General features: G+C 64.7%; 18 protein-coding genes and 1 pseudogene. 8 read left to right on the top strand and 11 right to left on the bottom strand.

Translation table 11 applies throughout. From position 1 onward, the window contains the following. Positions 1-19: 19 nt before the first annotated feature. The 3 genes from WI560_RS16760 to WI560_RS16750 are packed head-to-tail and all read right to left on the bottom strand — an operon-like array spanning position 20 to position 5,266. A complete protein-coding gene (locus WI560_RS16760; protein WP_375304083.1) occupies positions 20-3,139 on the bottom strand; it encodes an efflux RND transporter permease subunit in 3,120 nt (1,039 codons plus the stop codon). 9 nt (positions 3,140-3,148) lie between these two features. After that, complete coding sequence (locus WI560_RS16755) at positions 3,149-4,834, bottom strand: efflux RND transporter periplasmic adaptor subunit (RefSeq protein ID WP_375304082.1); 1,686 nt, start codon at positions 4,832-4,834, stop codon at positions 3,149-3,151. A 48-nt stretch (positions 4,835-4,882) separates the two neighbouring features. Beyond that, on the bottom strand, positions 4,883-5,266 hold the full coding sequence (locus WI560_RS16750) for a hypothetical protein (protein ID WP_375304081.1): 384 nt from the start codon (positions 5,264-5,266) through the stop codon (positions 4,883-4,885). Between the two features lie 139 nt (positions 5,267-5,405). Here WI560_RS16750 and WI560_RS16745 point away from each other — a divergent pair. Then, positions 5,406-5,564, top strand: a pseudogene (locus tag WI560_RS16745) (branched-chain amino acid ABC transporter substrate-binding protein); the annotation flags it as partial. A gap of 14 nt (positions 5,565-5,578) precedes the next feature. Here WI560_RS16745 and WI560_RS16740 read toward each other — a convergent pair. Both WI560_RS16740 and WI560_RS16735 read right to left on the bottom strand, forming a co-directional pair. Then, positions 5,579-6,931, bottom strand: a complete 1,353-nt coding sequence (locus tag WI560_RS16740; protein ID WP_375304080.1) for a M23 family metallopeptidase — start codon at positions 6,929-6,931, stop codon at positions 5,579-5,581. Positions 6,932-7,042: 111 nt separating this feature from the next. Continuing rightward, positions 7,043-7,732 (bottom strand): peroxiredoxin, encoded by a 690-nt coding sequence (locus WI560_RS16735; RefSeq protein ID WP_375308855.1) that lies wholly within the window; start codon positions 7,730-7,732, stop codon positions 7,043-7,045. Positions 7,733-7,936: 204 nt separating this feature from the next. Here WI560_RS16735 and WI560_RS16730 point away from each other — a divergent pair, with 204 nt between their 5' ends. Next, positions 7,937-11,758 carry a DUF3971 domain-containing protein gene (locus tag WI560_RS16730; RefSeq protein WP_375308854.1) on the top strand — a complete coding sequence of 1,274 codons (3,822 nt, stop codon included), beginning with the start codon at positions 7,937-7,939 and terminating at the stop codon, positions 11,756-11,758. A 133-nt stretch (positions 11,759-11,891) separates the two neighbouring features. On the opposite strand, the gene WI560_RS16725 is transcribed toward WI560_RS16730, so the two are convergent. The 4 genes from WI560_RS16725 to tyrS form a co-directional block, all read right to left on the bottom strand. Further along, positions 11,892-13,586: a methyl-accepting chemotaxis protein gene (locus tag WI560_RS16725; protein WP_375304079.1), complete on the bottom strand. Its 1,695-nt coding sequence runs from the start codon at positions 13,584-13,586 to the stop codon at positions 11,892-11,894. A 376-nt stretch (positions 13,587-13,962) separates the two neighbouring features. Continuing rightward, complete coding sequence (locus tag WI560_RS16720) at positions 13,963-14,367, bottom strand: DoxX family protein (protein ID WP_375304078.1); 405 nt, start codon at positions 14,365-14,367, stop codon at positions 13,963-13,965. A 208-nt stretch (positions 14,368-14,575) separates the two neighbouring features. Continuing rightward, complete coding sequence (locus WI560_RS16715) at positions 14,576-15,835, bottom strand: MFS transporter (protein WP_375304077.1); 1,260 nt, start codon at positions 15,833-15,835, stop codon at positions 14,576-14,578. 56 nt (positions 15,836-15,891) lie between these two features. Next, positions 15,892-17,145, bottom strand: a complete 1,254-nt coding sequence (gene tyrS / locus WI560_RS16710) for a tyrosine--tRNA ligase (RefSeq protein WP_257180196.1) — start codon at positions 17,143-17,145, stop codon at positions 15,892-15,894. A gap of 162 nt (positions 17,146-17,307) precedes the next feature. Between tyrS and WI560_RS16705 the strand changes: the two genes are divergently transcribed. The 3 genes from WI560_RS16705 (at position 17,308) to WI560_RS16695 (ending at position 20,319) form a co-directional block, all read left to right on the top strand. Next, the gene (locus WI560_RS16705) at positions 17,308-18,408 is read left to right on the top strand and encodes an anhydro-N-acetylmuramic acid kinase (protein WP_375304076.1); all 1,101 of its coding nucleotides are present in this window, start codon (positions 17,308-17,310) and stop codon (positions 18,406-18,408) included. Between the two features lie 898 nt (positions 18,409-19,306). Then, positions 19,307-19,984 carry a glutathione S-transferase family protein gene (locus WI560_RS16700; protein WP_375304075.1) on the top strand — a complete coding sequence of 226 codons (678 nt, stop codon included), beginning with the start codon at positions 19,307-19,309 and terminating at the stop codon, positions 19,982-19,984. Between the two features lie 11 nt (positions 19,985-19,995). Further along, positions 19,996-20,319, top strand: a complete 324-nt coding sequence (locus WI560_RS16695; protein WP_257194498.1) for a multidrug efflux SMR transporter — start codon at positions 19,996-19,998, stop codon at positions 20,317-20,319. Positions 20,320-20,328: 9 nt separating this feature from the next. On the opposite strand, the gene WI560_RS16690 is transcribed toward WI560_RS16695, so the two are convergent. Continuing rightward, complete coding sequence (locus WI560_RS16690; RefSeq protein ID WP_024337874.1) at positions 20,329-20,976, bottom strand: alpha/beta hydrolase; 648 nt, start codon at positions 20,974-20,976, stop codon at positions 20,329-20,331. A 346-nt stretch (positions 20,977-21,322) separates the two neighbouring features. Further along, the gene (locus WI560_RS16685; RefSeq protein WP_375304074.1) at positions 21,323-22,306 is read right to left on the bottom strand and encodes a LytTR family DNA-binding domain-containing protein; all 984 of its coding nucleotides are present in this window, start codon (positions 22,304-22,306) and stop codon (positions 21,323-21,325) included. A 60-nt stretch (positions 22,307-22,366) separates the two neighbouring features. Between WI560_RS16685 and WI560_RS16680 the strand changes: the two genes are divergently transcribed. The 3 genes from WI560_RS16680 (at position 22,367) to sufB (ending at position 26,361) form a co-directional block, all read left to right on the top strand. Further along, the gene (locus WI560_RS16680; protein WP_375304073.1) at positions 22,367-23,602 is read left to right on the top strand and encodes an acyltransferase; all 1,236 of its coding nucleotides are present in this window, start codon (positions 22,367-22,369) and stop codon (positions 23,600-23,602) included. 9 nt (positions 23,603-23,611) lie between these two features. Next, positions 23,612-24,751 carry a cysteine desulfurase family protein gene (locus WI560_RS16675; RefSeq protein ID WP_375304072.1) on the top strand — a complete coding sequence of 380 codons (1,140 nt, stop codon included), beginning with the start codon at positions 23,612-23,614 and terminating at the stop codon, positions 24,749-24,751. A gap of 113 nt (positions 24,752-24,864) precedes the next feature. Continuing rightward, positions 24,865-26,361: a Fe-S cluster assembly protein SufB gene (gene sufB, locus WI560_RS16670; protein WP_375304071.1), complete on the top strand. Its 1,497-nt coding sequence runs from the start codon at positions 24,865-24,867 to the stop codon at positions 26,359-26,361. Positions 26,362-26,475 lie beyond the last annotated feature (114 nt).

Raw genomic sequence — 26,475 nt, 5'->3', positions numbered from 1 at the left:
TTTGGTGGTTGGTGCGGAATCAGTAGGCTTCCGCGGCGGTGAGCGTTGCAGCGCGTTCGGCCAGCAGGCGGTCCAGCGGTTTTTTGCCGAGCATCAGAAACAAGATGGGGGTCACGAGGGCATCGAGCGTCGTGGTGCTCAGCAGACCACCAAAAATGGTGACGGCGACCGGATGCAGGATCTCGCGGCCCGGTTCGCCCACGCCGATCAGAAGCGGGGTCAGCGCAAGTCCGGCACAAAGTGCCGTCATCAAGACGGGGCTGAGGCGTTCCATGCTGCCCCGGAGGATCAGGCCAGTCCCGAAACGCTCCCCCTCGTGGACGGCTAGATTGATGTAGTGGGAAATCTTCAGGATGCCGTTACGCGCAGAGATGCCAGCCAGCGTGATGAACCCGATCATCGAAGCCACCGACAGCGGCTGACCGGCGATCTTAAGACCGGCCACGCTGCCAATCAGGGCCAGCGGAATGCCGCCCATGATGATGAGCGCCAGGACAACCGATCGATACCTGCTGTAGAGCACGATGAAAATCATCGCAAAAGATGCAAGCGACAAGATGCCGATGCGCCAGGAGGCCTCTTGTTGCGCCTGGAATGCGCCCTCTAGCTTGGTGGTGTAGCCCTGCGGAAAATCCAGCTGCGAAACAGCTCTTTGGATGTCGGCGGCGATGTCCGCCATATCGCGGCGGCCGTCGCCGTTACCGTAAACGACAATGCGGCGCTGGGTTCCCTCGCGCTGAATCTGATTTGGACCATCCGTCTCGACAACCTCGGCCAGCGCGCCCAGCGGGACGAATTCAATCCCGGCTGGTATGAGCAGGTTCTGCAATCCCGTCGTCGAACGATCCTGCTCTGAAAGGCGCATCACGACGTCGAAGCGACGATTGCCGTCAACGATCTGGGAAACCTTTCGGCCATTCGACAGCGTATCAAGCGCCTGCGTGATCGCTGCCGGAGTCAAACCGTGAAGGGCGGCGCGGGCATGATCGACCTGAACCCGCACCTGCGGAATGAGAACCTGTTTCTCGACCTGGAGATCGACCAGCCCCGGAATAGCCGAAAGGCGCTGGCGCGAGGTTTCCGCGAGCCGGCGCAGCGTCTCGATGTCCTGTCCGTAGATCTTGAGCACGATTTGGGCGCGAATCCCCGACTGCAGATGATCGAGCCGGTGACTGATGGGCTGCCCGATGGCCACCGAGGCCGGCAGTCCGGAAAGCGCTTCGCGGATGTCGGCGTAGACGTCTACCTTGTCGCGCTTCGACCGAACGAGATCGACATCGACTTCGCTGTAATGGACGCCCTCGGCGTGCTCGTCGAGTTCCGCGCGACCGGTGCGGCGGCCGACGGATTTGACTTCCGGCACCTTTGCAATCAATTGCTCGGCCAGCAATCCGAGCCGGTGCGATTCAGCGAGCGAGATACCGGGATTGTACTGCAGCGACAGAACGAGCGTGCCTTCATTGAAGGGCGGTAGAAAACTGCGTGGCATGTGGCTCGCTGCGTAGAAGGCTATCACGACCGCTGCCGCGACCCAGCCGAGCACAAGTCGGCGCCGCTCGAATGCCCAACCAAGCAGACGTTGGTACGCCTGCTTCAACCATCGCACGACGGCACTTTCGCTCTCTCCCGAATGAGCTCGCCCGGAAAGCAGATAGTAGGACAAGACGGGCGTTACCGTCACCGAGGTCAGCAGCGAAGCGAGTATCGACACCACATAGGCAATGCCGAGCGGCGTGAACAACCGGCCTTCGATACCCGGAAGCGCAAACAGCGGGACGAATACGAGGACGATGATCATGGTCGCATAGACGATGCCGGAGCGGACTTCCTGGCTCGCTTGAGCGATCACTTCGAGAGCAGGCCGCGGTGCGGCGGAGGCGGCATTCTCCCGCAGGCGCCGCAGGATGTTCTCGACATCCACCACGGCATCGTCGACCAGCTCTCCGATGGCGATGGCAAGCCCACCGAGCGTCATCGTGTTGATCGTGAGACCGAAGGCGCGGAACACCAGGGCGGTAACGAGGATGGACAGTGGAATGGCGGTGAGCGAAATCAATGCCGCCCGTCCATTCATCAGGAAGATGAAGAGAACCACCGCGACAACGATCGCCGCCTCGACCAAGACCCGCTGTACGTTGTGGATCGACGTCTCGATGAATGTAGCTTGACGAAATTGAACGTTGGTGAGGCTGATCCCTGACCGCATGGTACGTTGCAAGTCCGCGAGCGTCGTCTCGATATTCCGGGTCAAAGCGACCGTGTCGGCCGCCGGCTGCTTCATCACACTGACAATCACCGCCGGTTTCCCATTGTAGCCGGCGTCACCACGCTTTGCGCGCGCGGCGAAATCCACCTTTGCGACCTGCTTTAACAGGATTGGCTGCTTGTCCTGTGTCGCAACGACGGTATTGCCGAGGTCCTCGATTTGCTTGGTGAGGCCGACGTTGCGGATCAGATATTCGCGGCCGTGCTGGTCCACGAACCCGCCACCGCTGTTGGTGCCGAATCTTGCCACAGCCTGCTCGATCTGGTCGTGGGTGATGCTGAGGGCCTGCATAGTCGCGATGTTCGGCGTTACCCGGTATTGCCGAACCTCGCCGCCGATCGGGATCACCTGAGCCACGCCTGGAATGGCAAGCAATTGCGGGCGGACGACGAAATCCGCGATCTCGCGAACTTCCATGGGGGAAGCTCTACCGTCGCTAGTCAGCGCGATCAGCATGATTTCGCCCATGATCGACGTCACTGGCCCCATCTGCGGATTGACAGCGGAGGGCAGTTGTTCGCGGATCAGCGCCAGCCGTTCTGAAACGAACTGTCGGGCGCGGTAGACGTCCACACCCCAATCGAACTCGACATAGACGATTGAGAGTCCGACGCCCGAGGTCGAATGGACTCGTATGACCCCGGGCATGCCGTTCATCGACGTCTCGATCGGGAACGTCACAAGCTGTTCGACCTCCTGAGGAGCCAGCCCTTCGGCCTCGGTCAGAATGTTGACGGTCGGACGGTTGATGTCGGGCAGGACGTCGACGGAAATGCTCGGCAGGACAAACAGCCCATAACCAACAAGCACGGCAGCGGTCGTCAGTACGAACAGGCGATTTCTCAGGCTCGCCGTGACGATGAGCTTGAACATGCGCGGCCCCTACCGGATCTGGTTGATGAGGTCTGTGCCGCGGATGACAACCCGCTCACCTCCGCTGAGGCCCGATGCAATCATCACACGTACTGCGTCGACCGGAAGAACCCGTACCGGCCGTGGCTCGAAGCGCTCGGCGGCCGTGTGCAGCCAGACAATGTTCTCCCCGTTGCTGCTTCGCGCGACAGAGTCGCGTGGAAAGATCAGGCCGGAAACGGGCGCGCCGCTCTGAAGCATCACGTTGAGCGGTTGGCCGATGTTGAGGCCTGCCGGCGGCTCCGGGATGGCGAACTGAACGACGGACGCATGCTGCCGCAGTGCGCGGCTCGTTCCGACATAGGACAGCGCAATCGTCTGTCCGTTAGGCGCGATCGCCGTCGCCGCTTCAGGAACCTTCAGCCCGATGTCCTCATAGGCCAGCGCTTCAACCCATAGGCTCTTGGGGTCGGCGATCTGGAAGAGAACGTCCTGCGGCTGAATCACCTGACCCGGCACGACCTTGGCTGCGGTGATGATGCCGTCGGTGGAGGCCCGCAACTCCTCAAACCCAGTGCGGGAATTGCGAACGGTTTCGCGGCGCGCCCGCAGCCCCTCCAGTTCGCTTTCGAGGTCGTTGACCTGCCCCTGCGGCACGGCGCCTCGCTCTGCCAACGGCCGGAGGCGGCGGAGCTTGTTCTCCGTGACCGCCATCAACTGTTCGATCTCGCCGACCTTTTCGAGAATCGTCGTGCGGTCGGCGATCGGCAAATGGGGTTCAATCTGGATGAGAACGTCGCCTTTCGCGACCGTTTGCCCGATGCGCGCTATCGCGCCAGCATTGGGAATGACGCGGCCGCCGTAGATGCTTTGCACGATGCTGCTGCGGTTCGGATCGGCAATGACGCGGCCGATCAGGTTGACGGCGGGGCGGATCGTCTGCGGTTCGGCCACCGCGGTGCGTACATCCAGCAAGCGCTGGGTCGGTTTGGCGGCAAAGGCGGAGCCGTCCTGCAGGCGCTTCGGTGCATCGCTCAGCGCCGGTGGTTCGGGTGGACGAGGGGAGTTCGCACCGGTCTGGCTTTCGCCGAACGACTTCGCGGCGAGAACAACGATTACGGTCGACGCCACTACCGAGACTGTCGCCGCAAGTCTGCTGCCTGACCGTACCGAATAGCCAACAAGCAGAGCGAGGCCGGCAGCCCCGACGGCAAGCGCTGGCACCAGACGACTGGAGGAAAGCCAGCCATGCTCATGCGCTTGAGGCGGACCGGCCGGCTGCGGCGCAGCCAATGAATCAACCAGAAGATCGTCGCCCTTTTGAGCGGACACTGAGAAGATGACTTCCACGGATTGGGCCGGCTGAACAGGCAAGGCGAGTGTGTAGAGTCCGCTTCCTGCCTTCGAGGCCTCGACGGCGGTGGAATCGCCGACCGTCACCTGCAAGGTCGCATCCGCGACAGGCTCGTTGGTTACGGCATCGTCAAGGTAGATCGAAAGCTGGTTGTCCCTGAGAATCCCGACGATCTCGTAAAGCTCGGATCGCGCAGCGACCCTCGGATATGCAGATGAGACCGCGTTGTTGGTCTCTCCGTGGTCGTGCCCCTCATGTGCGCGGGAGCCGGCGCAGTCAAAGATCAAGCTCGCCAAGCACGCAAGGACCGCCAGCCCAAGCCGCGCGAGCTGCCCTTTCGGGCAGGACGGTGTCGTCAACATGGAAAATCCCTTCAGGCATGCGAAACGGCGGCCGAAAGGCCGCCCGAACTACGCGATGCTGAGGGTACTTGGTGGTCGGATGAGACCTTCGGGCCTGACGCCATCGATGACCCGCACGGCCGGCAGTTCAACACCACCAAGCAAGGCGAGCGGGGCTGCCAGAACGGCCGATCCGGGCGACGCGATGGAGTTGCCAAATATGCTCCAAGTCAACTTTGGACCACCATCATCATCGTGGTCCGGCCCGTCGTGAACATGGCCTTCTGCATTGTCGCCGTCGTGCGAGTGAACGTGACCCGCGAGTTGATCGTGAAAATGCACGGAACCGCTCAAGGCGACCGCCGGTTCCGACATGGCACCCAGGGCAGCTTCCGCCTGAGACACCGAAATTAAGGGGCCTTGAAGCACAAAGGCCGATATCGCCAGGAACATGGTTGTTCTGGCGATCTGGCGAAGGCGTTGAGATAGGCCATGCAGCACAGGGAACGACTAGGAGATTTTCACTGCGGTTTCAAGGCGCCCCTAGCGAGCATCGCGACCTCGGTCGCCTCGGTGCTCAAACTCGCCGGGCGACCTGATGCTGCCAGGCATCATAGTCAACGCCTCAACCGGACGATTTTTCCCATTTCCCGATCGAGCAGATGCCACTGATGCGGTTCAACGGGCTGGCGCGGAAGCTGTTCGGTGATGTCATCGCCGGGGAAGTCGGCGCCACGAGCGCAGCCAATAGTCAGCGCGTCGGCCCTAGCCCGCGCTGAGCCGCACGCCGGCGCGCAAGAACTTCTGCGGATCCACTGCTTCGCCCTCGATCCGGGTCTCGTAATGCAGATGCGGACCGGTGGAGCGTCCGGTCGAGCCGACCAGACCGACGACATGGCCGATCTTCACGGTCTCGCCGACCTTGACGTTGATCTCCGAGAGATGGCCGTAGCGGGTCGACAACCCGTTGCCGTGATCGACCTCCACCATGCGGCCGTAACCGCCGGACCAGCCGGCGGAAACGACCTTGCCGTTGGCGGTGACGCGGACCGGATCGCCGCTGGCGGCGCGGAAGTCGAGCCCGGTATGCATCGCTGGCCGGCCGAGGAAGGGATCGCTGCGGACGCCGAAGCCTGAGGTGAATTCGACCTCGCCGATGACGGGCTTGCGGTAGGGCACCAGCGCCAGCGTGCGGTTGAGACGATCCATCTCGGCGCGGGTGATGTTGATGCGATTGAGCTGCTTCTCGAACGGCCCGGCATTGGCGGTCAGCTTGATGGGAACGAAGGGCCCGCCCATTGCGCTGCGCGGCACGGCGGCTTCGAGACTGGCGAGGTTGAGACCGAGATCGCTGACCACGCCGCGCATCCGGCGCATGCGTGAGTCCATGCTTTCCTCGACCGCGCTGAGCACCGCCATCTGGCGACGTTCGACCTGATCGAGCGAGGTGGTGAGCCGGACCAGGACGTTGTCGAAGCCATGGTTCTTCGCAAATTGATTGGTCTGGGGAGCCACGACCGCCGGGGCGCGCGATTCGAGCCGCGCCTCACGGTCCGGCGGCGCCACGAAGATCACGGTGTCGCTGATCGGCGAGGGCTTTGGCGCGCTCTGGCTCGAATCGCCGCGCTGCGGGGCCGCACGGGGAATCGAGCCGGTCACGTCGGGCATGGCTCCGAGCGCCGTGGCCCGGGACTCCAGCGCCGTCTGGCGCTTCATGATCTGGTCGAGCTTCTGGTCGAACTGCTCCTGGTCGAGCAGCTGCCGGCTGGTGGTGCGATCGACCTTGGCGCGCAGCTCGGCGATGCGGTCCTCGTAGGCGTATTGCATCTCGGCCTGGCGGGCGATCAGCCGGGTCAGGACGTCGTCACGGAAAGCAAAGTAGGTGGCGGTCGCCGCCGACCAGAGACCGAGCAGCACCACCGTACCGACCACGATCCAGAACACCACGGGCCCGAAGCGGACCTGCTTGCCGGCATGGACGATGGTGTAGGCATCGTCGGTCGCGGGAAGGGGGATCGCTGCGGCGGCCGCAACCGCGGGACGGCGTTGGAAGGCCCGGCCGTGGTCGTGCGGATGATGTTGGGGGTACTGCGAGTATTGGGCAGAACTTTTCGACATCGGCACTCCCGCGCCGGTCGGATGAGTCCGTACGGCCCTAATTGCCGCAGCAATCTGGGCCGGTCATGGTTAATTTTCCGGAAACGGGAACAGGCGAATTCAAAGGACTGGTTAAAGGCTTCTTGCCGCCTCCAGCACCGCATCGGCATGCCCGTCGACCCGGACGTTGCGCCAGATCCTGGCCACCTTGCCGTCGGCCCCGACCAGGATCGTGGTGCGAAGAATTCCGAGGAAGCTCTTGCCATACATGGACTTTTCGCCCCAGGCGCCATAGGCTTCGAGCATCTCGTGCTGCTCGTCCGAGATGAGGGGGACACCAAGCCCGTGCTTGTCGCGGAATTTCTCCTGGGCCTTTAACGGGTCGGCGGAGATCCCGAGCACGGCGGTGCCGGCGGCCGCGAAGGCGCCGGCGAGGCGGGTGAAGTCGATCGCCTCCCGGGTGCAGCCGGGCGTGTCGGCGCGGGGATAGAAGAACAGGACGAGCTTTCGGCCGGCATAGTCCGCCAACGTGACGACGTCGCCGCCGTCGCGGGGCAGGCGGAAGGCGGGGGCTTTCTGGCCCTCGGCCAGGCCGGCCTTCGCCGTCGCGGGCGCGGAGGCCGATTTGGAGGAATTTAACTGTTTCGATGCGGCCTTATGTGATCCTGCTTTTGCTAAAGTCCCGGCTGATTTGCTCGCCGGTGTCCGCTGCGTCTTTGCGGACTTTGTTTGAGTCGATGCCCGCGCTTTCAGGGTGTTCTTCTTAGCCGTCGGACTGCCGGAGGGCGCTTTGGACGATTTCTTTTGGGATTTCTTGGACATACGCCTTCCTTTCGACGCTTTCGGCGGGTCAACCGAAACGGTATTGCAGCTCTCGTCCGGTGTGCCGGACTGGCGCCCTTGGCTGGGCAAGTCTGACGACGCCGGAGTATGGTTACAAGGAATTCCACGCACCACCCCACTGCTCGTTGAACGCGCTCCCGGGGCGAAATGACGAACAGCAGGAATATTCGAAGTATGGCTGCAATGCCGGCGCAGGGAGCTTTGCTCCCTGGGAGCGGCTGCGGTCCCGGCGGCGCTCAATCTCATGACGGGCGCCTGTATCGAGAGGCAATGGCAAGGAATAAGTCGCCCCAGGATTACAATCGGGACTTCGATCGGCACGGCGGTCAACAGCCGCAGGAATGGGACGACGCCGATTGGGATCCGGATCAGGAGGCGGCCGCGGGCCACCGCGCGCGCCGGCTGTTGGCGCGTTCCAGCTCGCGCTTCCTTCGCTTCGGCGACGGGTTTGGCGCGCTGCGCCGCTGGCTGGCCGCCGATCGCTGGCTGAAGCGGCTCGTCCTCGTCGTCGGGACTGTCGCCGTCATCTTCATCGGCTGTTTCGCTGCGCTGTGGTGGCGGCTCGGCGCCGGTCCCATCAATCTCGACATTGCCACGCCGTGGCTGGCCGCCGCGATCGAGGACAATATCGGCCACGGCAACACGGTCGAGATCGGGGGCACCCAGATCGAGCGGGCCGGGCGCGTCCGCATCGCCGTCCGTATCCGTGACATCATCGTCCGCGACCGCGACCACGCCGTCGTCGCCAGCGCGCCGAAGGCCGAGGTCAAGCTGTCGGGGGCGGGCCTGCTGATGGGGCACCTGCGGGCCGAAAGCCTCAATCTCGTCGATGCCGAGCTCGCGATCCGGATCGCGCCCGACGGCACTGTCACCGTGTCCGCCGGCGACACCGCAAAGCCGCTGGCCACCGGCGTCGCCTCGAAGAAGGATGCCGGCCTGCCGCCGACATTCCCGCGCAGCGGCGTTCCGCCGCCGCCCTTCGCCGCGGCACCCGCCGGCCAGGATCCATCTCAATCCGCCTCCCAAGCTGCTTCCCAGGCCGCGCCCCAGGCGACCGCGCAGAGCGGCATTCTTCAGGGCCTCGACTGGCTCGACAGCCTGAGCATGACGGGTCTCGACGGCCAGAACCTCAACGAGATCGGTCTGAAGAACGGCAATCTGATCGTCGACGATCAGCAGCGCGGCAGCAAATGGTCGTTTGAGAACATCACGCTCAGCCTGCGCCGGCCGAGCCGCGGCGGCGTCACGCTCAGCCTCGGCGAGGAGGGCGCGCGGCCCTGGATGCTGCGGGCCACGATCGGTCCGGCCGAGAACGGCGTGCGCTCGGTCGACATCAAGGCCGACAAGGTCTCGACCTCCAACATCCTCCTGGCGCTGCGGGTCAAGGACCTCACCTATACCGCCGATTTGCCGCTGACCGGCGAGCTCAAGGGCGAGCTCGGCCGCGACGGCGTGCCGACCTTCTTCCGCGGCAAGATCGCGGTCGGCGCGGGCAACATCATCGACACTGACACGCCCGACTATCCGATGGCGATCGACCAGGCCGAGATCAATCTCGAGTGGGATGCCAACCGCCGGGTGCTGGTGGCGCCGTTCAAGGTCCTGTCGGGCGCGAACCGGCTGACGCTCCTGGCCCATCTCGAGCCGCCCAACGGCACCGTCAACGACTGGCAGCTCGGCTTCAGCGGCGGGTCGATCCTGCTCGGCGGCATCGACAACGAGCCGCCGCTCGTCTTCAACCGCATCGCGATCGGATTCCGCTTCGACACCGACCACAAACGCTTCCTGCTGACGCAGGCCGACATCAGCAACGGCGAGATCGGCGTCGCCGGCACCGGTGCGATCGATTATTCGGGCGAGCCGCGCCTGACGCTGGGCTTTGCGGGAACGCCGATGTCGGCCTCCGCGCTGAAGCGGATGTGGCCGACGCTCGTCGTTCCCGAATTGCGCGAATGGGTGATCGAGCGGATCGAGCGCGGCACGCTCCAGCGCATCGAGATCGGCATCAACTCGCCGACCAAGAATCTTCCGCGCAAGGGCCCGCCCATTCCCGACGATGGCCTCTCGGTCAACATCGTGGCGAGCGGCGTCGCGGTCCGTCCGGTGGACGGCATGCCGGTCGTGCACGATGCCGATCTGAAGGCGCGCGTGACCGGCCGCACCGCGACCGTGACGATCGGCCAGGGCATCGCCGATACGCCTGCGGGCCGCAAGATCACCATCTCCGATTTCGTCTTCGAGGTGCCCGACATGGCGCCGAAGCCGTCGCCGTCGCGGACTAGGTTCCGCGTCGATGGCCCGGTGCCCGCGGCGGCTGAAATGCTGTCCAATGATCGCCTCAGCGATCTGTCGTCGACGATCATCGATCCCAACACCAGCAAGGGGACGTTCACGGCGAACATCCAGCTCGGCCTGCCGGTCAAGGGCGAATTGACCAAGTCTGACACCATCTATGCCGTCACCGCCGATCTCAACGGCTTTGCCGCCGACAAGCTGGTGATGAACCAGAAGCTCGAGGCCAACAACCTCAAGATCGTCGCCAACAACCAAGGCTATCAGGTCAAGGGCGACGTCAAGATCAACGGCCAGGCGGCCTCGCTCGACTATCGCAAGCCGACCGAAGGCGATGCGGACGTCAGGCTGCAGGCAACGCTCGACGATGCGAGCCGCGCGCGCCTCGGCTTTGATCTCAGCCCCGCCGTCAGCGGATCGTTGCCGATCAAGCTGTCGGGCAAGATCGCCGGCGGTCCCGATCAGACCACGAAGCTCGGCGTCGAGGCCGACCTGACGTCGGTCAAGCTCGACAATATCCTGCCGGGCTGGGTCAAGCTGCCGGGCAAGTCGGGCAAGGCCAGCTTCAAGGTGGTCCCGACCGCGCAATCGACGCGTCTCGAGGACATCGTCATCGAAGGCGGCGGCGCCTCGATCAAGGGGTCGCTCGAGGTCGACGCGAACGGCGACCTCGTCAACGCGAACTTCCCGATCTATTCGCCGTCCGACGGCGACAAGACCTCGTTGAAGGCCGAGCGTGGTCAGGACGGCGTCATCAGGGGCACCATACGCGGCGACGTGTTCGATGGCCGCGGCTTCCTGAAGTCGGCGATCTCAGGCAATTCCAAGGATGACAAAAACAACAAGATGAAGGGCGTCGATTTCGACATCGACGTGAAGCTCGGTGCCGTCGCGGGCTTCAACGGCGAGGCGATGCGCAGCGTCGATGCCAAGATGTCGAAGCGCAACGGCGCCATCAAGGCCTTTACCCTGAGCGGCAAGATCGGCCGCGATACGCCGGTGGCGGCCGATCTGCGCGGCGGGCGTGCGCAGGGCAGCCGCGAGGTGATCTATCTCCAGACCAACGATGCCGGCGCGCTGCTGCGCTTCACCGACACCTATACCAAGGCGGTCGGCGGCCAGATGGTGGTGGCGATGGAGCCGCCGACATCCGAGCCGAACACCTCGCGCGAGGGCCTCATCAACGTCCGCGACTTCACGGTGAAGGGCGAGGCGCAGCTCGAGCGCGTCGCCGCCGGCGCGCCCAACGGCACCGGCAACGGCGTCTCCTTCAGTGCGCTGCGCGCCGAGTTCACCCGGCAGAACGGCGCGCTGACGATCCGTGACGGCGTCGTCAAGGGCCCGATGATCGGCGCCACCATCGAAGGCTCGATCGACTATCCCGGCAACCAGGTCTGCATGAGCGGCACCTTCGTGCCGATGTACGGGTTGAACAACATGTTCGGACAGATTCCGGTGCTCGGGCTGTTCCTGGGCGGTGGCGACAAGGAAGGACTGATCGGCGTGACCTACGAGGTCATCGGCACGCCGGCCGCGCCGGTGATGCGCGTCAATCCGGTCTCGGCCATGGTGCCGGGCGTGTTCCGCAAGATCTTCGAGTTCAACACCGGCAAGCAGAACACGCCGTTCGAGGAATTCCCCTCGCAGTCGAATGACGGCTCGACCGGCTCGACGCGTCAGCTCTCGAGCGGCTGCAGCCTCACGCGGCGGTAGAGGCGGACGGATTGTCTCTGCCGTCATGGCCGGGCTTTGTCCCGGCCATCCACGCCTTGCCACGCGGCGCGAAGAACGTGGATGCCCGGGACAAGCCCGGGCACGACGAGATCGCATTGAGTCTTTGCGTCGACTACGCCGCGCGCACGCCCGCCAGGAACGTCCCGACTTCGCCGGAGAGCTGTTCGGCCTGCTTGGAGAGGTTGCTGGCCGCGGCGAGCACCATGCCGGCGGCATTGCCGGTCTCGTTCGCGGCGGTCGAGACGCCGCCGATATTGGTGGTGACCTCCTGGGTCGCCTCCGCGGTCTGCGAGACGCTGCGGGCGATCTCGGCGGTGGCGGCGCCTTGCTCCTCGATCGCGGCGCCGATCGAGGTGGCGATGCGGCTGACCTCCTCGATGGTGGCGGTGATGCCGCCGATGGCGTCCACGGCCTCCCTGGTCGCGCCCTGGATCTGGGCGATCTTGTCGCCGATCTCGCGGGTGGCTTCCGCGGTCTGGCTCGCGAGCGACTTCACCTCGGAGGCGACGACGGCGAAGCCGCGGCCGGCTTCGCCGGCGCGCGCGGCCTCGATGGTGGCGTTGAGCGCGAGCAGATTGGTCTGGGCGGCGATGTTGGAAATCAGCTCGGCGACGTGCTCGATCTGCTGGGCGCCGTCCGACAGCGCGCGCACGATCGTGTCGGTGCGGCGGGCGCTGTCGACCGCGCGTCCGGTGACCTCCGCGGATTGGGCGACCTGGCGGCTGATCTCGGTGATGGAGGAGGAGAGCTCCTCGGCGGCGGCCGCGACGGTCTGAACGCGCTGACTGGCTTCGGTGGCGGCCGAGCCGACCAATGCGGCGCGGCGGTTGGTGCCTTCGGCGGTCGAGGACATCGACTTGGCGGTATGCTCGAGCTCACCGGAGCCGGAGGCCATCAGGCCGACGAGCTGGCCGACGGAGGCATCGAAGCGATCGGCAAGGGCGATCAGGGCGTCGCGCTTCTCCTGCTCGGTGCGCGTCTTGGTGGCGGCCTGTTCGGCCTCCAGCGCGCGGGCTGTCAAAGCGGTCTGCCTCAGCACCTCGAGCGTCTCGGCCATGCGGCCGATCTCGTCGCCGCGGTCGGTTTCCTCGACCGGCTTGTCGATGGCGCCCGCGGAAATCTCCTGCATGCGGTTCTTCTGGCGTTCGAGCGCGCTGAGCACGTCCCGGGCGATCAGCCAGGACAATGCCGCCATCAGCAGCATCAGGCCGGTGCCGATCGCGGCAAGCTCCAGCGTCAGCGCACGCACGTCGGCGTCGATGTCGTCGACATAGAGGCCGTAGCTGATGGTCGCGCTCCAGGGCGCGAATTTGCGCGCGAACACGGTCTTGCGGACCGGCTCGGTCTGGCCGGGACGGGGGTAGAGATAAGAGGTGACCCCGCCCTGCGCCGTCTGCTCGCCCGCCTTGACAATGGCGTCGGCGATCAGGACTCCGTTGGAGTCCTTGGCGCCGGTGATCTTGCCTTCGAGCTGCTGATTGGCGCCGTTCACCAGGATCGACGTGTCGGGAATGTAGACGACGGGGTAGCCCTGGTTGCCGTTGAAGTTCATGCGGCGGCCACGCTGGTGGAAGTGCGCTTTGGCATCGGCCAATGTCAGCTTGCCGGCGGTCACCTCGTCCTGAAGCGATTGTGCGTAATTGTAGAGCAATTCGACCGCGGTCCGCATCTGCTGGACGCGATCCTCCATCATGCGGCTCTTGCTCAGCACGGACGATACGCCGATGATGGCCGCGACTGTGAGGGCCGCAAGGCAGACCATGCTGGCAAGCTTGGTCCGGATCGTCAGATGGCTCAGCAGTTTCATCACAGCCCCTACGGAATGGTTATTGCTCGCCTGGGTAGCATGAAGTTCTTACCAATCATGAATGTAGGCATGCGGCGGCCTGCCGGGCGCGCGGCATTTGCAGCCTCATGCGCAATCGTGCAGGCAAATCGCCTTGCCGACCGGCTCAAGCCCGTCCGGGGGACAGAATCGATTTTGGATTTTGGGATCTAAACAGCCTGGCTGGACCTGCAATGACTCGATTCGTTCATCGCATCATCATGTCCGTGCTGCTCGTCGCGGCCCTCGTTCTGATCTGGAACGTGCTGGGGGCGCGCTGAGACGGCACCGCCGGTCTGCCGGTGCCGTCCGTTTGCGGGGTCGACGACGGGCGCCGCAGCGCCGCGGACCCGGGTCGCTAGTTCTTGCCCATCGCCGCGTCGGCGCTGACCGAGCCGCCGCCGGCTGCCGACAGATAGAGGCAGGCGAAGCAGAACAGGATCGCCGCGGTGCCGCCATTGAGCAGCGGCAGGAACACCGGCGTCTCGCCCTTGAACATGTGGCCGATGAAATAGGCGAAGGCCATTTGACCCGACAGGATGAATGCGGTCAGGCGGGTGAACAGCCCGATCATCAAGAGCGCGCCGAGCACGAGCTCGATTGCGCCCGCCGTCCAGATCAGCGGCGGGATGTTGGCGAAGTAGGGAAGCACCGGAAACTTGAAGATCTTGGCGACGCCGTACTGAAATAGCAACAGGCCGGTCACGAAGCGAAACAGGCTCAGAAGAACCGGTTGAAAGCGAGTGAGATAAGGAAAGTCCATTGGTTTGCCCTCCATCCAATGCTGTGACTAGGACCGTATTCAGCGCCGCCTCGCAAGCCATCTCAGATCAATTTCGCGCTGACATTTTCGTCATGTCGGACGCGACACCACACGTCCTCCGTTCGCGTCCGAGCTATTGCTTACGGTGTCCGCACGACGTGCGTAATTCCCCGGTGACATCGAGGGGCGCAGGTTACGTCGGGGAGACTTACTCCCGCAAGGCGGGGACGATGAGGAATGGAATCATTCCGAGGATCACGCTCGCAAGTGCGAAAACGAGCAGCAAATTGTAGCCGTGCGTGAAATCGTGGATGAGGCCGCCGCTCCATGAGCCGACGGCGGAGCCGAGGCCGCTGCCGATCGAGATGGTGCCGAAGATCGTGCCGACGCGCTTGCCGCGGAAGATCCTCATCGCGGTCGCCGTGATCAGCGGCCCGCGCGAGCCCATCATGCTGCCGAAGCAGACGACGAAGCCGGTGAGCAGGATGACATCAGGATAATACTGAAGCAGCCAGAGCAGCACGATGCCGAGGATCGAGATGGCGTAGCTGAGCAGCACCGACGGCCGCCGTCCAATCAGCCCGTCGAGTGCCGACACGCCCAGCATGCCGAACACGAGCACGACGCCCGAAAATCCCCAGGCGGTCGCCGCCTGGAGCGGCGGGAAGCCGGCGTCGATCAGATAGGCCACGATCTGGGCGGCGATCGCGTACATGCCGACCGCGGTGAAGAAGAAGGTCGAGAACAGCGCCCAAAAGGCATGGTGGCGCATGGCGCTCGCCAGCGTCCAGCCATTGTCGATGAAGTCGGGATCGCTTCTCTTGGCGACATGGGGCGAGCCGGCCGAAAACATCCGCCAGGGCAGCAGCAGCAGCGGCACCAGCAGCGCGAGCGCGGCGAGGCCATAGACCTGATAGGTCTCGCGCCAGCCGAGATGATCGATCAGAAGCTGCGAGGCCGGCAGCAGCGCCAGCACGCCGCCGCCCATCGCCGAGTACACCACCGCCATCGCGGTCGGCAGCTTTGGTCCGAACCAGCGGCCGAGCAGGATCGAGTTCGGCACGTTGCCGATGAAGGCAACGCCAATGCCGACGCAGAGTCCGATCGAGAGCTGGAATTGCCAGAGCGCCTGGGCCCGGCTTGCGATCAGGAAGGCCGAGCCGAGCAGGAGCAGCCCGAGCGCATAGACGACGCGCGGGCCGGAATGGTCGAACAGGCGCCCGACCAGCGGCGCGGTCAGTCCGCTGATCAGCCATGTCAGGGAATAGATCGAGACGACTTGCGCGCGGTCCCAGCCGAAGTTCTCGGAGATCGGCTTGAGGAAGACGGTGAAGCTCTCGCTGAGCCCGCGGCCAAGAACAGCCAGCGTAAAACACAGGCAGAGCACCACGAGCGCGGTGCGCACCGCCTGCCGACTGGTGCTTGCGCCCTGTTCCTTGCGCGTTTCGCTGGGCGTGTTCTGATCCATTGCCGTCAGGGAGCGCGCATCCGCCCAGCCTGACAAGGAGCGAAAAGCTCATACGCCTATGCAGGCTTGATCAGGATGTGTTTCTTCTTGCCGAAGGACAGCTTGATCACGCCTTCCGGCGTCAGATTGGCCGCAGAGAGCGCCATCTTCTCGTCGGTGACCGGCGCGTCGTTCACCCGCAGGCCGCCGCCCTTGATCTGCCGGCGCGCCTCGCCGTTGGAGGCGACGAGGCCCGCCTTGACGAAGGCGGCGAGCACGCCGAGGCCGGCGTCGAGTTCGCCGCGCGGAATTTCCACCGTCGGCAGGCTCTCGGCGAGCGCGCCTTCCTCGAAGGTGCGCCGCGCGGTTTCGGCCGCTTCGTTCGCGGCGTCGCGGCCGTGCAGCAGCGCGGTCGCTTCGGTGGCGAGCACCTTCTTGGCCTCGTTGATCTCCGAGCCGCCGAGCGCTTCGAGCTTCCTGATCTCGGCCATCGGCAGCGTCGTGAACAGCTTCAGGAACTTGCCGACGTCGGCATCCTCGGTGTTGCGCCAATACTGCCAGAAATCGTAGGGGCTGAACTGGTCGGCGTTGAGCCACACCGCGCCTTGCGCGGTCTTGCCCATCTTGGCGCCCGAGGCGGTGGTCAAGAGCGGCGTCGTCAACGCGAACAGCTGGTGCGTGCCCATGCGGCGGCCGAGATCGACGCCCATGATGATGTTGCCCCACTGGTCCGAGCCGCCCATCTGCAATTTGCAGCCGGTACGCTTGGCGAGCTCGACGAAGTCGTAGGCCTGGCAGACCATGTAGTTGAACTCGATGAAGCTCATCTCCTGCTCGCGCTCGAGCCGCAGCCGCACGGAGTCCATGGTGAGCATGCGGTTGACCGAGAAGTGCCGGCCGACGTCGCGCAGCATCTCGATCCAGTTCAGCTTGGTCAGCCACTCCGCATTGTCGAGCATGATGGCGTCGCTCTTGCCGTCGCCATAGTTGAGCACCTTGGCGAACACGCCGCGGATCGAGGCCTTGTTGCCCTCGATCTCGGCGATCGTCCGCATCGCGCGCGTCTCGTCCTTGCCCGAGGGGTCGCCGACCATGGTGGTGCCGCCGCCCATCAGCGTGATCGGCTTGTTGCCGGATTGCTGCAGCCAGTGCAGCATCATCATGGTCAGGTAATTGCCGATATGCAGCGAGCGGGCGGTGCAATCGTAGCCGACATAGGCGGTCGCTTCGCCCTTGGCGGCGAGCGCGTCCAGCCCCTCGAAATCCGAGCATTGGTGGATGAACCCACGTTCCTGCAGGATATTGAGGAAATCCGATTTAAATACAGTCATCTGTCGGCGTGCCCAACAATTCTTGGTTTACTGTTTTGGGGGCAATTTAAGGGTCTTGCATGGGAACCCGACGGCCGCCCGCCACTTGGCGCTGTGGCATTATAAGATGTGCCCCTCTGGCACAAGATCGGCATGCCGGAACGGTCTTGAGGACGCTGATCCATGATGTTGACGGCACTCGGTCTGATGAGCGGCACCTCGCTGGACGGGGTGGATGTCGCGCTGATCGAGACCGATGGAAAGCAGGTGAAGGCATTCGGGCCGTCCGGCTACCGGCCCTATCAGCCTGCGGAGCGCAATCTGCTGCGCCAGGCCCTGGGCGAAGCCGTGCATTTGACCCAGCGCGATGCCCGCCCGGGCGTTCTGGCCGAGGCCGAGCGGGCGGTGACGCGAGCCCATGCCGAGGCGGTGGCCAGCTTCCTGGCCCAGAACCGCATGAGGCCGGAGGACATCGACATCGTCGGCTTCCACGGCCAGACCGTGCTGCACCGGCCTGAAAAGCGCCTGACGGTGCAGATCGGCGATGCACCGGCACTGGCAAAGGCCATCCATATTCCCGTGATGTATGATTTCCGTGCCGCCGATGTCGAGGCCGGCGGGCAGGGCGCGCCCTTCGTCCCGGTCTACCACCGCGCGCTCGCCAATTCGCTGGACCGCGAGGGACCGATCGTCGTGGTCAATATCGGCGGCGTCTCCAACATCACCTATATCGACGGCGACGCGCTGATCGCCTGTGATACCGGCCCCGGCAATGCGCTGCTGGACGATTTCATGTACCGCACCATGAATCAGGCGTTCGACGCGGAAGGAAAGTTCGCAAGCCTCGGCAAGGTCGACGAGGCCTGGATCGCGCGGGCGCTGGAGCTGCCGTTCTTCGCGTTGCCGCCGCCGAAATCGCTCGACCGCAACGACTTTGCTTCGCTCAAGCTCGGCGACGTGCTGCCTGCCGACGGCGCGGCGACGCTGACCGCCTTCACCGCGGCGGCGATCGCCCGAATCATCCCGTTGTTGCCACGGCGGCCGCGGAGCTGGATCGTCTGCGGCGGCGGCGCCCGCAACCTCACCATGCTGCGCATGCTGCGGGAGCGGGTGGGATCAGCCACCGTCGAGGCCGCCGAGACCCTCGGCTGGGCCTCCGACGCCATCGAGGCGCAGGCCTTCGGCTTTCTCGCCGTCCGCGGCATGAAAGGCCTGCCGCTGTCGTATCCCGCTACCACGGGCGTGCCGATGCCGATGACCGGCGGGGTGATCGCCCGGCCGTGAGGGCGGGGTGCTGATATTTCAACGTCATTGCGAGCGCAGCGAAGCAATCCAGACTGTCTCCGCGGAAAGATTCTGGATTGCTTCGCTGCGCTCGCAATGACGGAATAAGCTGTACCAGCTTGCTGCTGCATCAGCCCCTCTCATCCCAGACACACCTTCGCGATCTCGCGGCGCGTTTTGCCCGAGTTGTGCTGCCGTCTTGCGCCCCATGATTGCCAAAGGGCGCAGGGAAGGCCGGGCGCCGGCGGCACCCGCAGGTCCGTGGGCGTAAGAACGCACACGGGGTGGACCACAGGTGTGCCGGTCGCCCGGCCTTCCCTGCGCGGATGGTTTTAACGGTGTCCTTCGTGGGCTCCTCGGGGAGCGTTGCACTATTGCCCCCGTCGCCTTGCGGCTGATCGATGTGCGCGCCGGTCGGCCGCCGCATCGCCGCAAGCCTTGACGCCAGAACCCCGGGCGTCGGGACCACACGACTTCTCCGTCCGCGGACGATCCCGCCGAACGACCCGAAGGCTTGCGTGTGCTCGCCTCCAGGCATCAACGAGACCGCTGTGACCGCGCCGTGTCGTATGCGCGCTGCGTGAGACTTACGGTTGGGCCGCCCTGTCGCCACACATCCGCGCCGGCGCTGCCGCGTCCACCGCACCCCGGCCCGCATCTCGTGACGATCGCGAAGCGCCCCTTTGGCAAGGGCCGGGATGGACGGTGTATGCCATAAATCCGAAATTCGGGAAAGTGAAATATTTCTGTCGGCGGGGATTGACGAATTTTGGGGTGTTTTGCCCGACGCCTCGATGATCGCAGACGTGCAATTAATGCAGGTGCATTGACCTTGACAGATACATGCAAATGCATCTATAGTGGATGCAGTTGCATCAAACTGCGCCGGGATCGCATCATGACCGCCTCACTCAAACTCATCAGCCACAAGCTTTGCCCCTACGTGCAGCGCGCGGTGATCGCGCTGAAGGAGAAGGGCGTACCGTTCGAGCGGATCGACATCGATCTCGCCAACAAGCCCGACTGGTTTCTAAAACTCTCGCCGCTCGGCAAGGTGCCGGTGCTGGTGGTGACGACGGAGCAGGGCGAGGTGGCGCTATTCGAGAGCAACGTGATCTGCGAGTACATCGAGGAGACGCAAGGCGGCGCCAGGCTGCATCCGGCGGATGCGTTGAAGCGCGCCGAGCACCGCGCGTGGATGGAGTTCGGCTCGGCGATCCTCGGCGACCTCTGGGGGCTGGAGACGACGACGGAGCCGGCGACGTTCGAGAGCAAGCGTCAGGCGCTGGTGTCGAAGTTCGCGCGTGTCGAAGCCGCGCTCGGCGCAGGCCCCTTCTTCTCCGGCGATCAATTCAGCCTTGTCGATGCGGTGTTCGCGCCGGTCTTCCGCTATTTCGATCTGTTCGACGAGCTGACCGAGCACGGCATCTTCCGCGATGTGCCGAAGGTCCGCGCGTGGCGCGCCGAGCTCGCGAAACGTCCAAGTGTGCGCACCGCGGTCGGCGCCGACTATCCGGAATTGCTGCGCGCCTTCCTCGTCCGCCACGACGCGCATCTGCTCAAGCTCGCGGCCTGAGCGCAACGCCGATGTCGCAATCCATGGCCTGGCTGATGCTGGTGGTCGCCGGAGCGCTAGACGTCGGCTGGGCGATCTCGATGAAATACGCGGAAGGCTATACGCGCGTGGGCTGGAGCATCGTTTCGGTGGTGCTGCTCGCTGCCTTCGTTGTCCTGCTCGGGCGCGCCTTGAAGGTGCTCGAGGTCGGCGTCGCCTATTCGGTGTGGACCGGCATCGGTGCTGCCGGCACGTTCATCATGGGCGTCGTGCTGTTCGGCGAGAGCTTGAGCGCGATGAAGCTTGCGGGCATCGCGCTCGTGCTGTTGGGAATCGTCGCGCTCAAGCTGGCTTGAACGGCGCCGTCAGCGCACGTTCGCCAGACGCATGTCGAGATAGGCCGTGATGGTCTCCATCAGCGGCTCGAGCTTGGCGTCGAAGAAATGGTTGGCGCCGGGGATGATCTGCTGGTCGATCACGATGCCCTTCTGCGTCTTCAGCTTCTCGACCAGCGTGTTGACGTCCTTGGGCGGCACCACCGCGTCCTTCTCGCCGTGCACGATCAGGCCCGACGACGGGCAGGGCGCGAGGAACGAGAAGTCGTAGAGGTTGGCCGGCGGCGCGATCGAGATGAAGCCCTCGACCTCGGGACGGCGCATCAACAGCTGCATGCCGATCCAGGCGCCGAAGGAGAAGCCGGCGACCCAGCAGGCGCGCGCCTCGGGATTGATGGTCTGCGCCCAGTCGAGCGCGGCCGCGGCATCCGACAATTCGCCGGTGCCGTGGTCGAACGAGCCCTGGCTGCGGCCGACGCCGCGGAAATTGAAGCGCAGCACCGAGAAGCCGCGATGGGCGAAGGCGTAGTAGCACTGGTACACGATCTGATGGTTCATCGTGCCGTGAAACTGCGGATGCGGATGCAGGATCATCGCGATCGGCGCGTTCTTCTGCTTGGCCGGGTGATAGCGACCCTCGAGGCGGCCGGCAGGGCCGGTGAAAATGACTTCAGGCATGGATGTCTCTGATTGAGTCCCTTGGAGGTGATCCCTGCGCAATCGTCCGATTGTGGCTCTGCCCGCGTTGCCGCCGACGAGAAGCACGGATGAAAGGTGGAGAGGCGCGCCCTCGGATGATGCGCGAGTGGCGCGCAGGTGAACTGACGCGCGCTTCTAACACGAGGCAAGGGTCAAAAAGCAAGCTTCTTCGACATCTCTCAATGGGCTCAAGAGCTTAGCCGGTCATCTCGGCGTCATGTCCGGCCCTGTCGCCGGCGCGGGACGTCGCCTGGATACAATCGGTGCCGGCGGGGGCGGCGGCTCTGCCGCAGGACACCGCTCAACCGATTGGAATCACGATTGTTTATGCATCGCTGGCCGATCGGGGGGCGGTGATTCCCGCCGGGGCGGGCCGGCTTCCGAGCGAGGCGACCGCCGGCCGGTAGCGCCGGCTGCCCCCGAGTGTCTGGCCGTTGTCGAAGACGAGCTCGAAATCCCCTGACGGCTTGAGGTCGACGCCGCGCACCCGGTCGAGATTGGCAAGCTTGGTCCGGTGAACGCGAACGACGGAAAAGCGCGCCAGCTCGCTTTCCGCCGCCGCCAGCGTGCCCCGGATCAGATGCCGGGTGCCGTCGGCGAGGCTGTATTCGATGTAGTTGCCGGCTGAGGCGACCCAGAGGATGTCGCGCGGGACCACGCGAATGCGGCTCGTCCCGTCGCGTAGCCAGATCGTGTCGGGGGACGAGGGCTGGAGCGGGGAGGGCGGAGGCGCGGGAGCGGCTGCGGCGCTCTTCAACTCACGCCGGCTTTCGAGCAGCCAGATCGTGCTGGCGATCAGGACGACAGCCACCGCGTCCTTGCGGAATTCGTACAGGACCGTCGCGAGCGAAAAGCGGAAATCGTAGGCGCCGCCGGCGAGCCAGAGCGCCAGCTTGCGCACCCAGACCATGCCGGTGATGTGGAAGGCGGAGAAGCCGAGCAGGGTGATCGCCCCGATCGCCGCGCGGGCGGCAAGGCCGGGGGTCCCGCGCATGCGGCGGACCGCAAGCACCAGGATCGGCAGCAGCAGCAGGATGATCGCGATGCTCGACATCTCCCAGAACAGCCGCCGGCCGATGTCGTAGCTGTCGCCGCGCCAGGCCGCGTCCTGGGCGCCCGAGAATGCATTGACGATTCCGATCGCGAGCGCGACCGCCGCGATCGCAGCGAACGTGGTGCGGTCGCCCCCGCTGATCCCGAAAGGCCCGCTGTTCGTCCCAGCCGCCGGCGGCTCATCCCGTCGCGTCGGATTCTGATCCCAAACCGGCTCGACGCGCGGCGTCGGCGGCGCATTTTCGGTGTCAGCCATTTTCAGTGTCAGCCATGGCCCGGAAACCGCGTTCGTCGTCCCGTCAAGGAGCAGAAAACCATGACAACACCACAGCAATTCCAAAGCTCGGACAGGCGCATCGATCTGGACTGGGTGCGGATTTTAGCCTTCGGGCTGCTGATCTTCTACCACGTCGGCATGCTCTACGTGTCCTGGGGATTTCACATCAAGAGCGTGCACCGGCTGACCTGGCTGGAACCGGTGATGCTGTTCCTGAACCCCTGGCGGCTGTCGCTGCTGTTCCTGGTGTCAGGGGTTGCCACCCGCTTCATGCTCGACAAATCGACCTTGACCGCGCTTGCCGGTGCGCGGTCGGCGAGGCTGCTGATCCCACTGGTCTTCGGCATGCTCGTGATCGTGCCGCCGCAATCCTATCTCCAGATCGTCGAGAGCCTCGACTATCCCGCGGGCTTTCTCGATTTCTATACCAGGCATTACTTCGCGTTCGGCGCGCAGTTCTGTCCGAACCCCTGCATCGTCCTGCCGACCTGGAACCATCTCTGGTTCGTGGTCTATCTGTGGGTCTACACGATGGCCTCGATCGGCGTGCTCGCGCTGTGGCCGGCCGGCGCGGACTGGCTGGGCCGCAAGCTGGCCGTCGTGCTCGCCGGGCCGTGGCTCCTGATCGTGCCCTGCGTGCTGTACGCGGGTTGGCGCCTGGTGCTGTTTCCGGCCTTCCCGTCGACGCATGCGCTGTTCGGCGACTGGTACAACCACGCCGACCACGCCACCGCCTTCCTGATCGGTTTCCTGCTGGCGAAGCAGGAGGGGATCTGGCGCGAGGTCGAGCGCCAGCGCTGGGTGGCGCTGGCGGCTGCAGCGGCCTGCTTCTCGGCCTTCATCCTGGTTCGCGCCGGACTGTTTGCGCCGTCGCCCGCGCTGAGGTGGGCCGCCGCCTCGGCCTATGGTTGCTACCAATGGCTCGCGATCGCCGCCGTGCTGGGCTTTGCGCGACGTCACCTCGCCGCCGACGGACCGGTGCGCCGCTATCTGACCGACGCGATCTTCCCGTACTACATCGTGCATCAGACCGCGATCATCGTCATCGCCCATGCACTGCGCGACAGCGGTCTCCCGGTTGGGATCGAGGCCTCCATTGTCATCATCGGGACCGCGCTCGCATGTGTGGCGACCTATGAAATCGTCCGGCGCCTTGTCTGGCTGCGGCCGCTGTTCGGATTGCGGGCGCTGCCGCGGATTGTTGCCGCGACGGAGCCGCACCGGCCGGCCCTGATGCACGCGGCCTCCGATTGGACGGATGGCAAAAGGTGCTAAGAGGGCGAGATGCCGAACCGTGTCTATCTCGACTGGAACGCGACCACGCCGCTGCGGCCCGAGGCCCGGGCCGCGATGGTTGCGGCCTTTGACCTGGCCGGCAATCCATCGTCGGTCCATGCCGAGGGGCGGGAGGCACGACGATTGGTCGAAGAGGCCCGCGCCGAACTTGCGTTGGCAGTCGGTGCCTTGCCGCGGAACGTGGTCTTCACCTCGGCAGGAACCGAGGCCAATGCGCTGGCCCTGTCGCCGGGGCTGCGAGGGCCGTCCAGCGGACCTGTCGAGCGGCTGCTGGTGTCGGCGGTCGAGCACGCCTCGGTTCTGGCAGGTGGCCGGTTCCCGGCGAACACGATCGGCCTGATCCGCGTCACGCGCGCCGGCGTGGTCGATCTCGAGCACCTAAGGGCACGGCTCGCGGACGGGCCGCCGGCGCTGGTCTCGATCATGGCCGCCAACAACGAGACGGGCGCGCTCCAGCCGGTCGCCGAGGCGGCGCGGATCGTTCACGAGGCCGGCGGCCTCCTGCACGTCGATGCGATCCAGGCGCTGGGGAAGATCCCGTTCGATATCAAGGCTATGGGCATCGACCTTGCGACCTTTTCTGCGCACAAGATCGGCGGCCCCAAGGGCGTCGGCGCACTGGTCATGGCCGAGGGGATCGCCGGACTGGAGCCGGTGCTGCGAGGCGGCGGGCAGGAACTCGGCCGCCGCGCCGGAACCGAGAATGTCGTCGGCATCGCCGGCTTTGGTGCGGCCGTGAAAGTCGCGCTTCAGGCTCTGCCGGAGGATGCGGAGCGCATCACAATCCTCAGAATCCGCTTGGAAAACGGCATCCGGGGGATCGCGGGCGCAACCATCTTCGCGGAGGACGTCAGGCGGTTGCCAAATACCGTCCTGTTCACGGCACCCGGCCTCAAGGCCGAGACGGCCGTGATCGGCTTCGACCTCGAAGGCATCGCCGTCTCCTCGGGCTCGGCCTGCTCCTCGGGCAAGGTCCAGCCCTCCCACGTGCTTTCGGCCATGGGCTTCGACCCCGCGGTGGCGCAGGGAGCGGTGCGTCTCAGTCTGGGCTGGTCCACGGAACCAGATGACATCAATAGGGCGTTAGAGGCTTGGCGAAAGCTCGGTAATACCCTACTTAAGGGCTAAGCGATGAAACACGGCTTGAACGGTTCTAAGCCCGTGCTTTCCGCACAGAAATATCGTAATACTCGACCGAGTTTGATCCACCGCGGTCCTTGAAACCGCGAGCGGAGGATGGAATGCCAGCCGTACAAGAGACGGTCGAGCGCGTGAAGCGCATCGACGTCGACCAGTATCGTTATGGGTTTGAGACCCTGATCGAGTCCGACAAGGCCCCCAAGGGGCTGTCGGAAGAAACCGTCAAGTTCATCTCCGAGAAGAAGAACGAGCCCGCCTGGATGCTGCAGTGGCGGCTCGAGGCCTATCGGCGCTGGCTGACCATGGCCGAGCCGACCTGGGCCCGTGTCGACTATCCCAGGATCGACTTCCAGGACCTCTATTACTATGCGGCGCCGAAGCCGAAGAAGACGGTCACGTCGCTGGACGAGATCGATCCCGAAATCCTGAAGACCTACGAGAAGCTCGGCATCCCCTTGCGGGAGGTCGCCATGCTCGAAGGCGTCGAGCCCAAGCCGGGCGAGGAAGATCCCGCCCGCCGCAAGATCGCGGTCGATGCTGTCTTCGATTCGGTCTCGGTGGCCACCACCTTCAAGGCCGAGCTGAAGAAGGCCGGCGTGATCTTCATGCCGATCTCGGAGGCGATCCGCGAGCATCCCGAATTGGTGCAGAAGTACCTGGGCTCGGTAGTGCCGACCTCGGACAATTTCTACGCGACCTTGAACTCGGCGGTGTTCTCCGACGGCTCGTTCGTCTACGTGCCGCCCGGCGTGCGCTGCCCGATGGAGCTGTCGACCTATTTCCGCATCAACGAGCGCAACACCGGCCAGTTCGAGCGCACCCTGATCATCGCCGACAAGGGCTCCTACGTCAGCTATCTCGAGGGCTGCACCGCGCCGCAGCGCGACGAGAACCAGCTGCACGCCGCCGTGGTCGAGCTCATCGCGCATGACGATGCCGAGATCAAATATTCGACGGTGCAGAACTGGTATCCCGGCAATTCGGAAGGCAAGGGCGGCATCTACAATTTCGTCACCAAGCGTGGCGATTGCCGCGGCAACAATTCCAAGATCTCCTGGACCCAGGTCGAGACGGGATCCGCGATCACCTGGAAATATCCGAGCTGCATCCTGCGCGGTGATAATTCCCGTGGTGAATTCTATTCGATCGCAATCTCGAACGGCTTCCAGCAGGTCGACAGCGGCACCAAGATGATTCACCTCGGCAAGAACACGTCGAGCCGGATCATCTCCAAGGGCATCGCCGCCGGCAGGTCGCAGAACACCTATCGCGGCCTCGTCACCGCGCATCGGAAAGCGACCGGCGCGCGCAACTTCACGGCGTGCGATTCGCTTCTGATCGGCGACAAGTGCGGCGCGCACACCGTGCCGTACATCGAGGCCAAGAATTCCTCGGCGACGTTCGAGCACGAGGCGACGACGTCGAAGATCTCCGAGGACGTGCTGTTCTACTGCATCCAGCGCGGGCTCAGCCAGGAAGAGGCGGTCGGCCTCGTCGTCAACGGCTTCGTCAAGGACGTGCTGCAGCAGCTGCCGATGGAATTCGCGGTGGAAGCACAGAAGCTGATCTCGATCTCGCTCGAAGGCAGCGTCGGTTAGCTCGGACCTCATCCTGAGGAGGCCGCGCAAGCGGCCGTCTCGAAGGATGACGACCGGAAAGATTGGTGGCCTCGCCCTTCGAGACGCGCCTTCGGCGCTCCCTGGGGTGAGGGG

Source organism: Bradyrhizobium sp. A11 (assembly GCF_042077125.1).
Lineage (GTDB): Bacteria > Pseudomonadota > Alphaproteobacteria > Rhizobiales > Xanthobacteraceae > Bradyrhizobium > Bradyrhizobium japonicum_B.
This window is presented reverse-complemented; position numbering and strand designations above follow the sequence as displayed.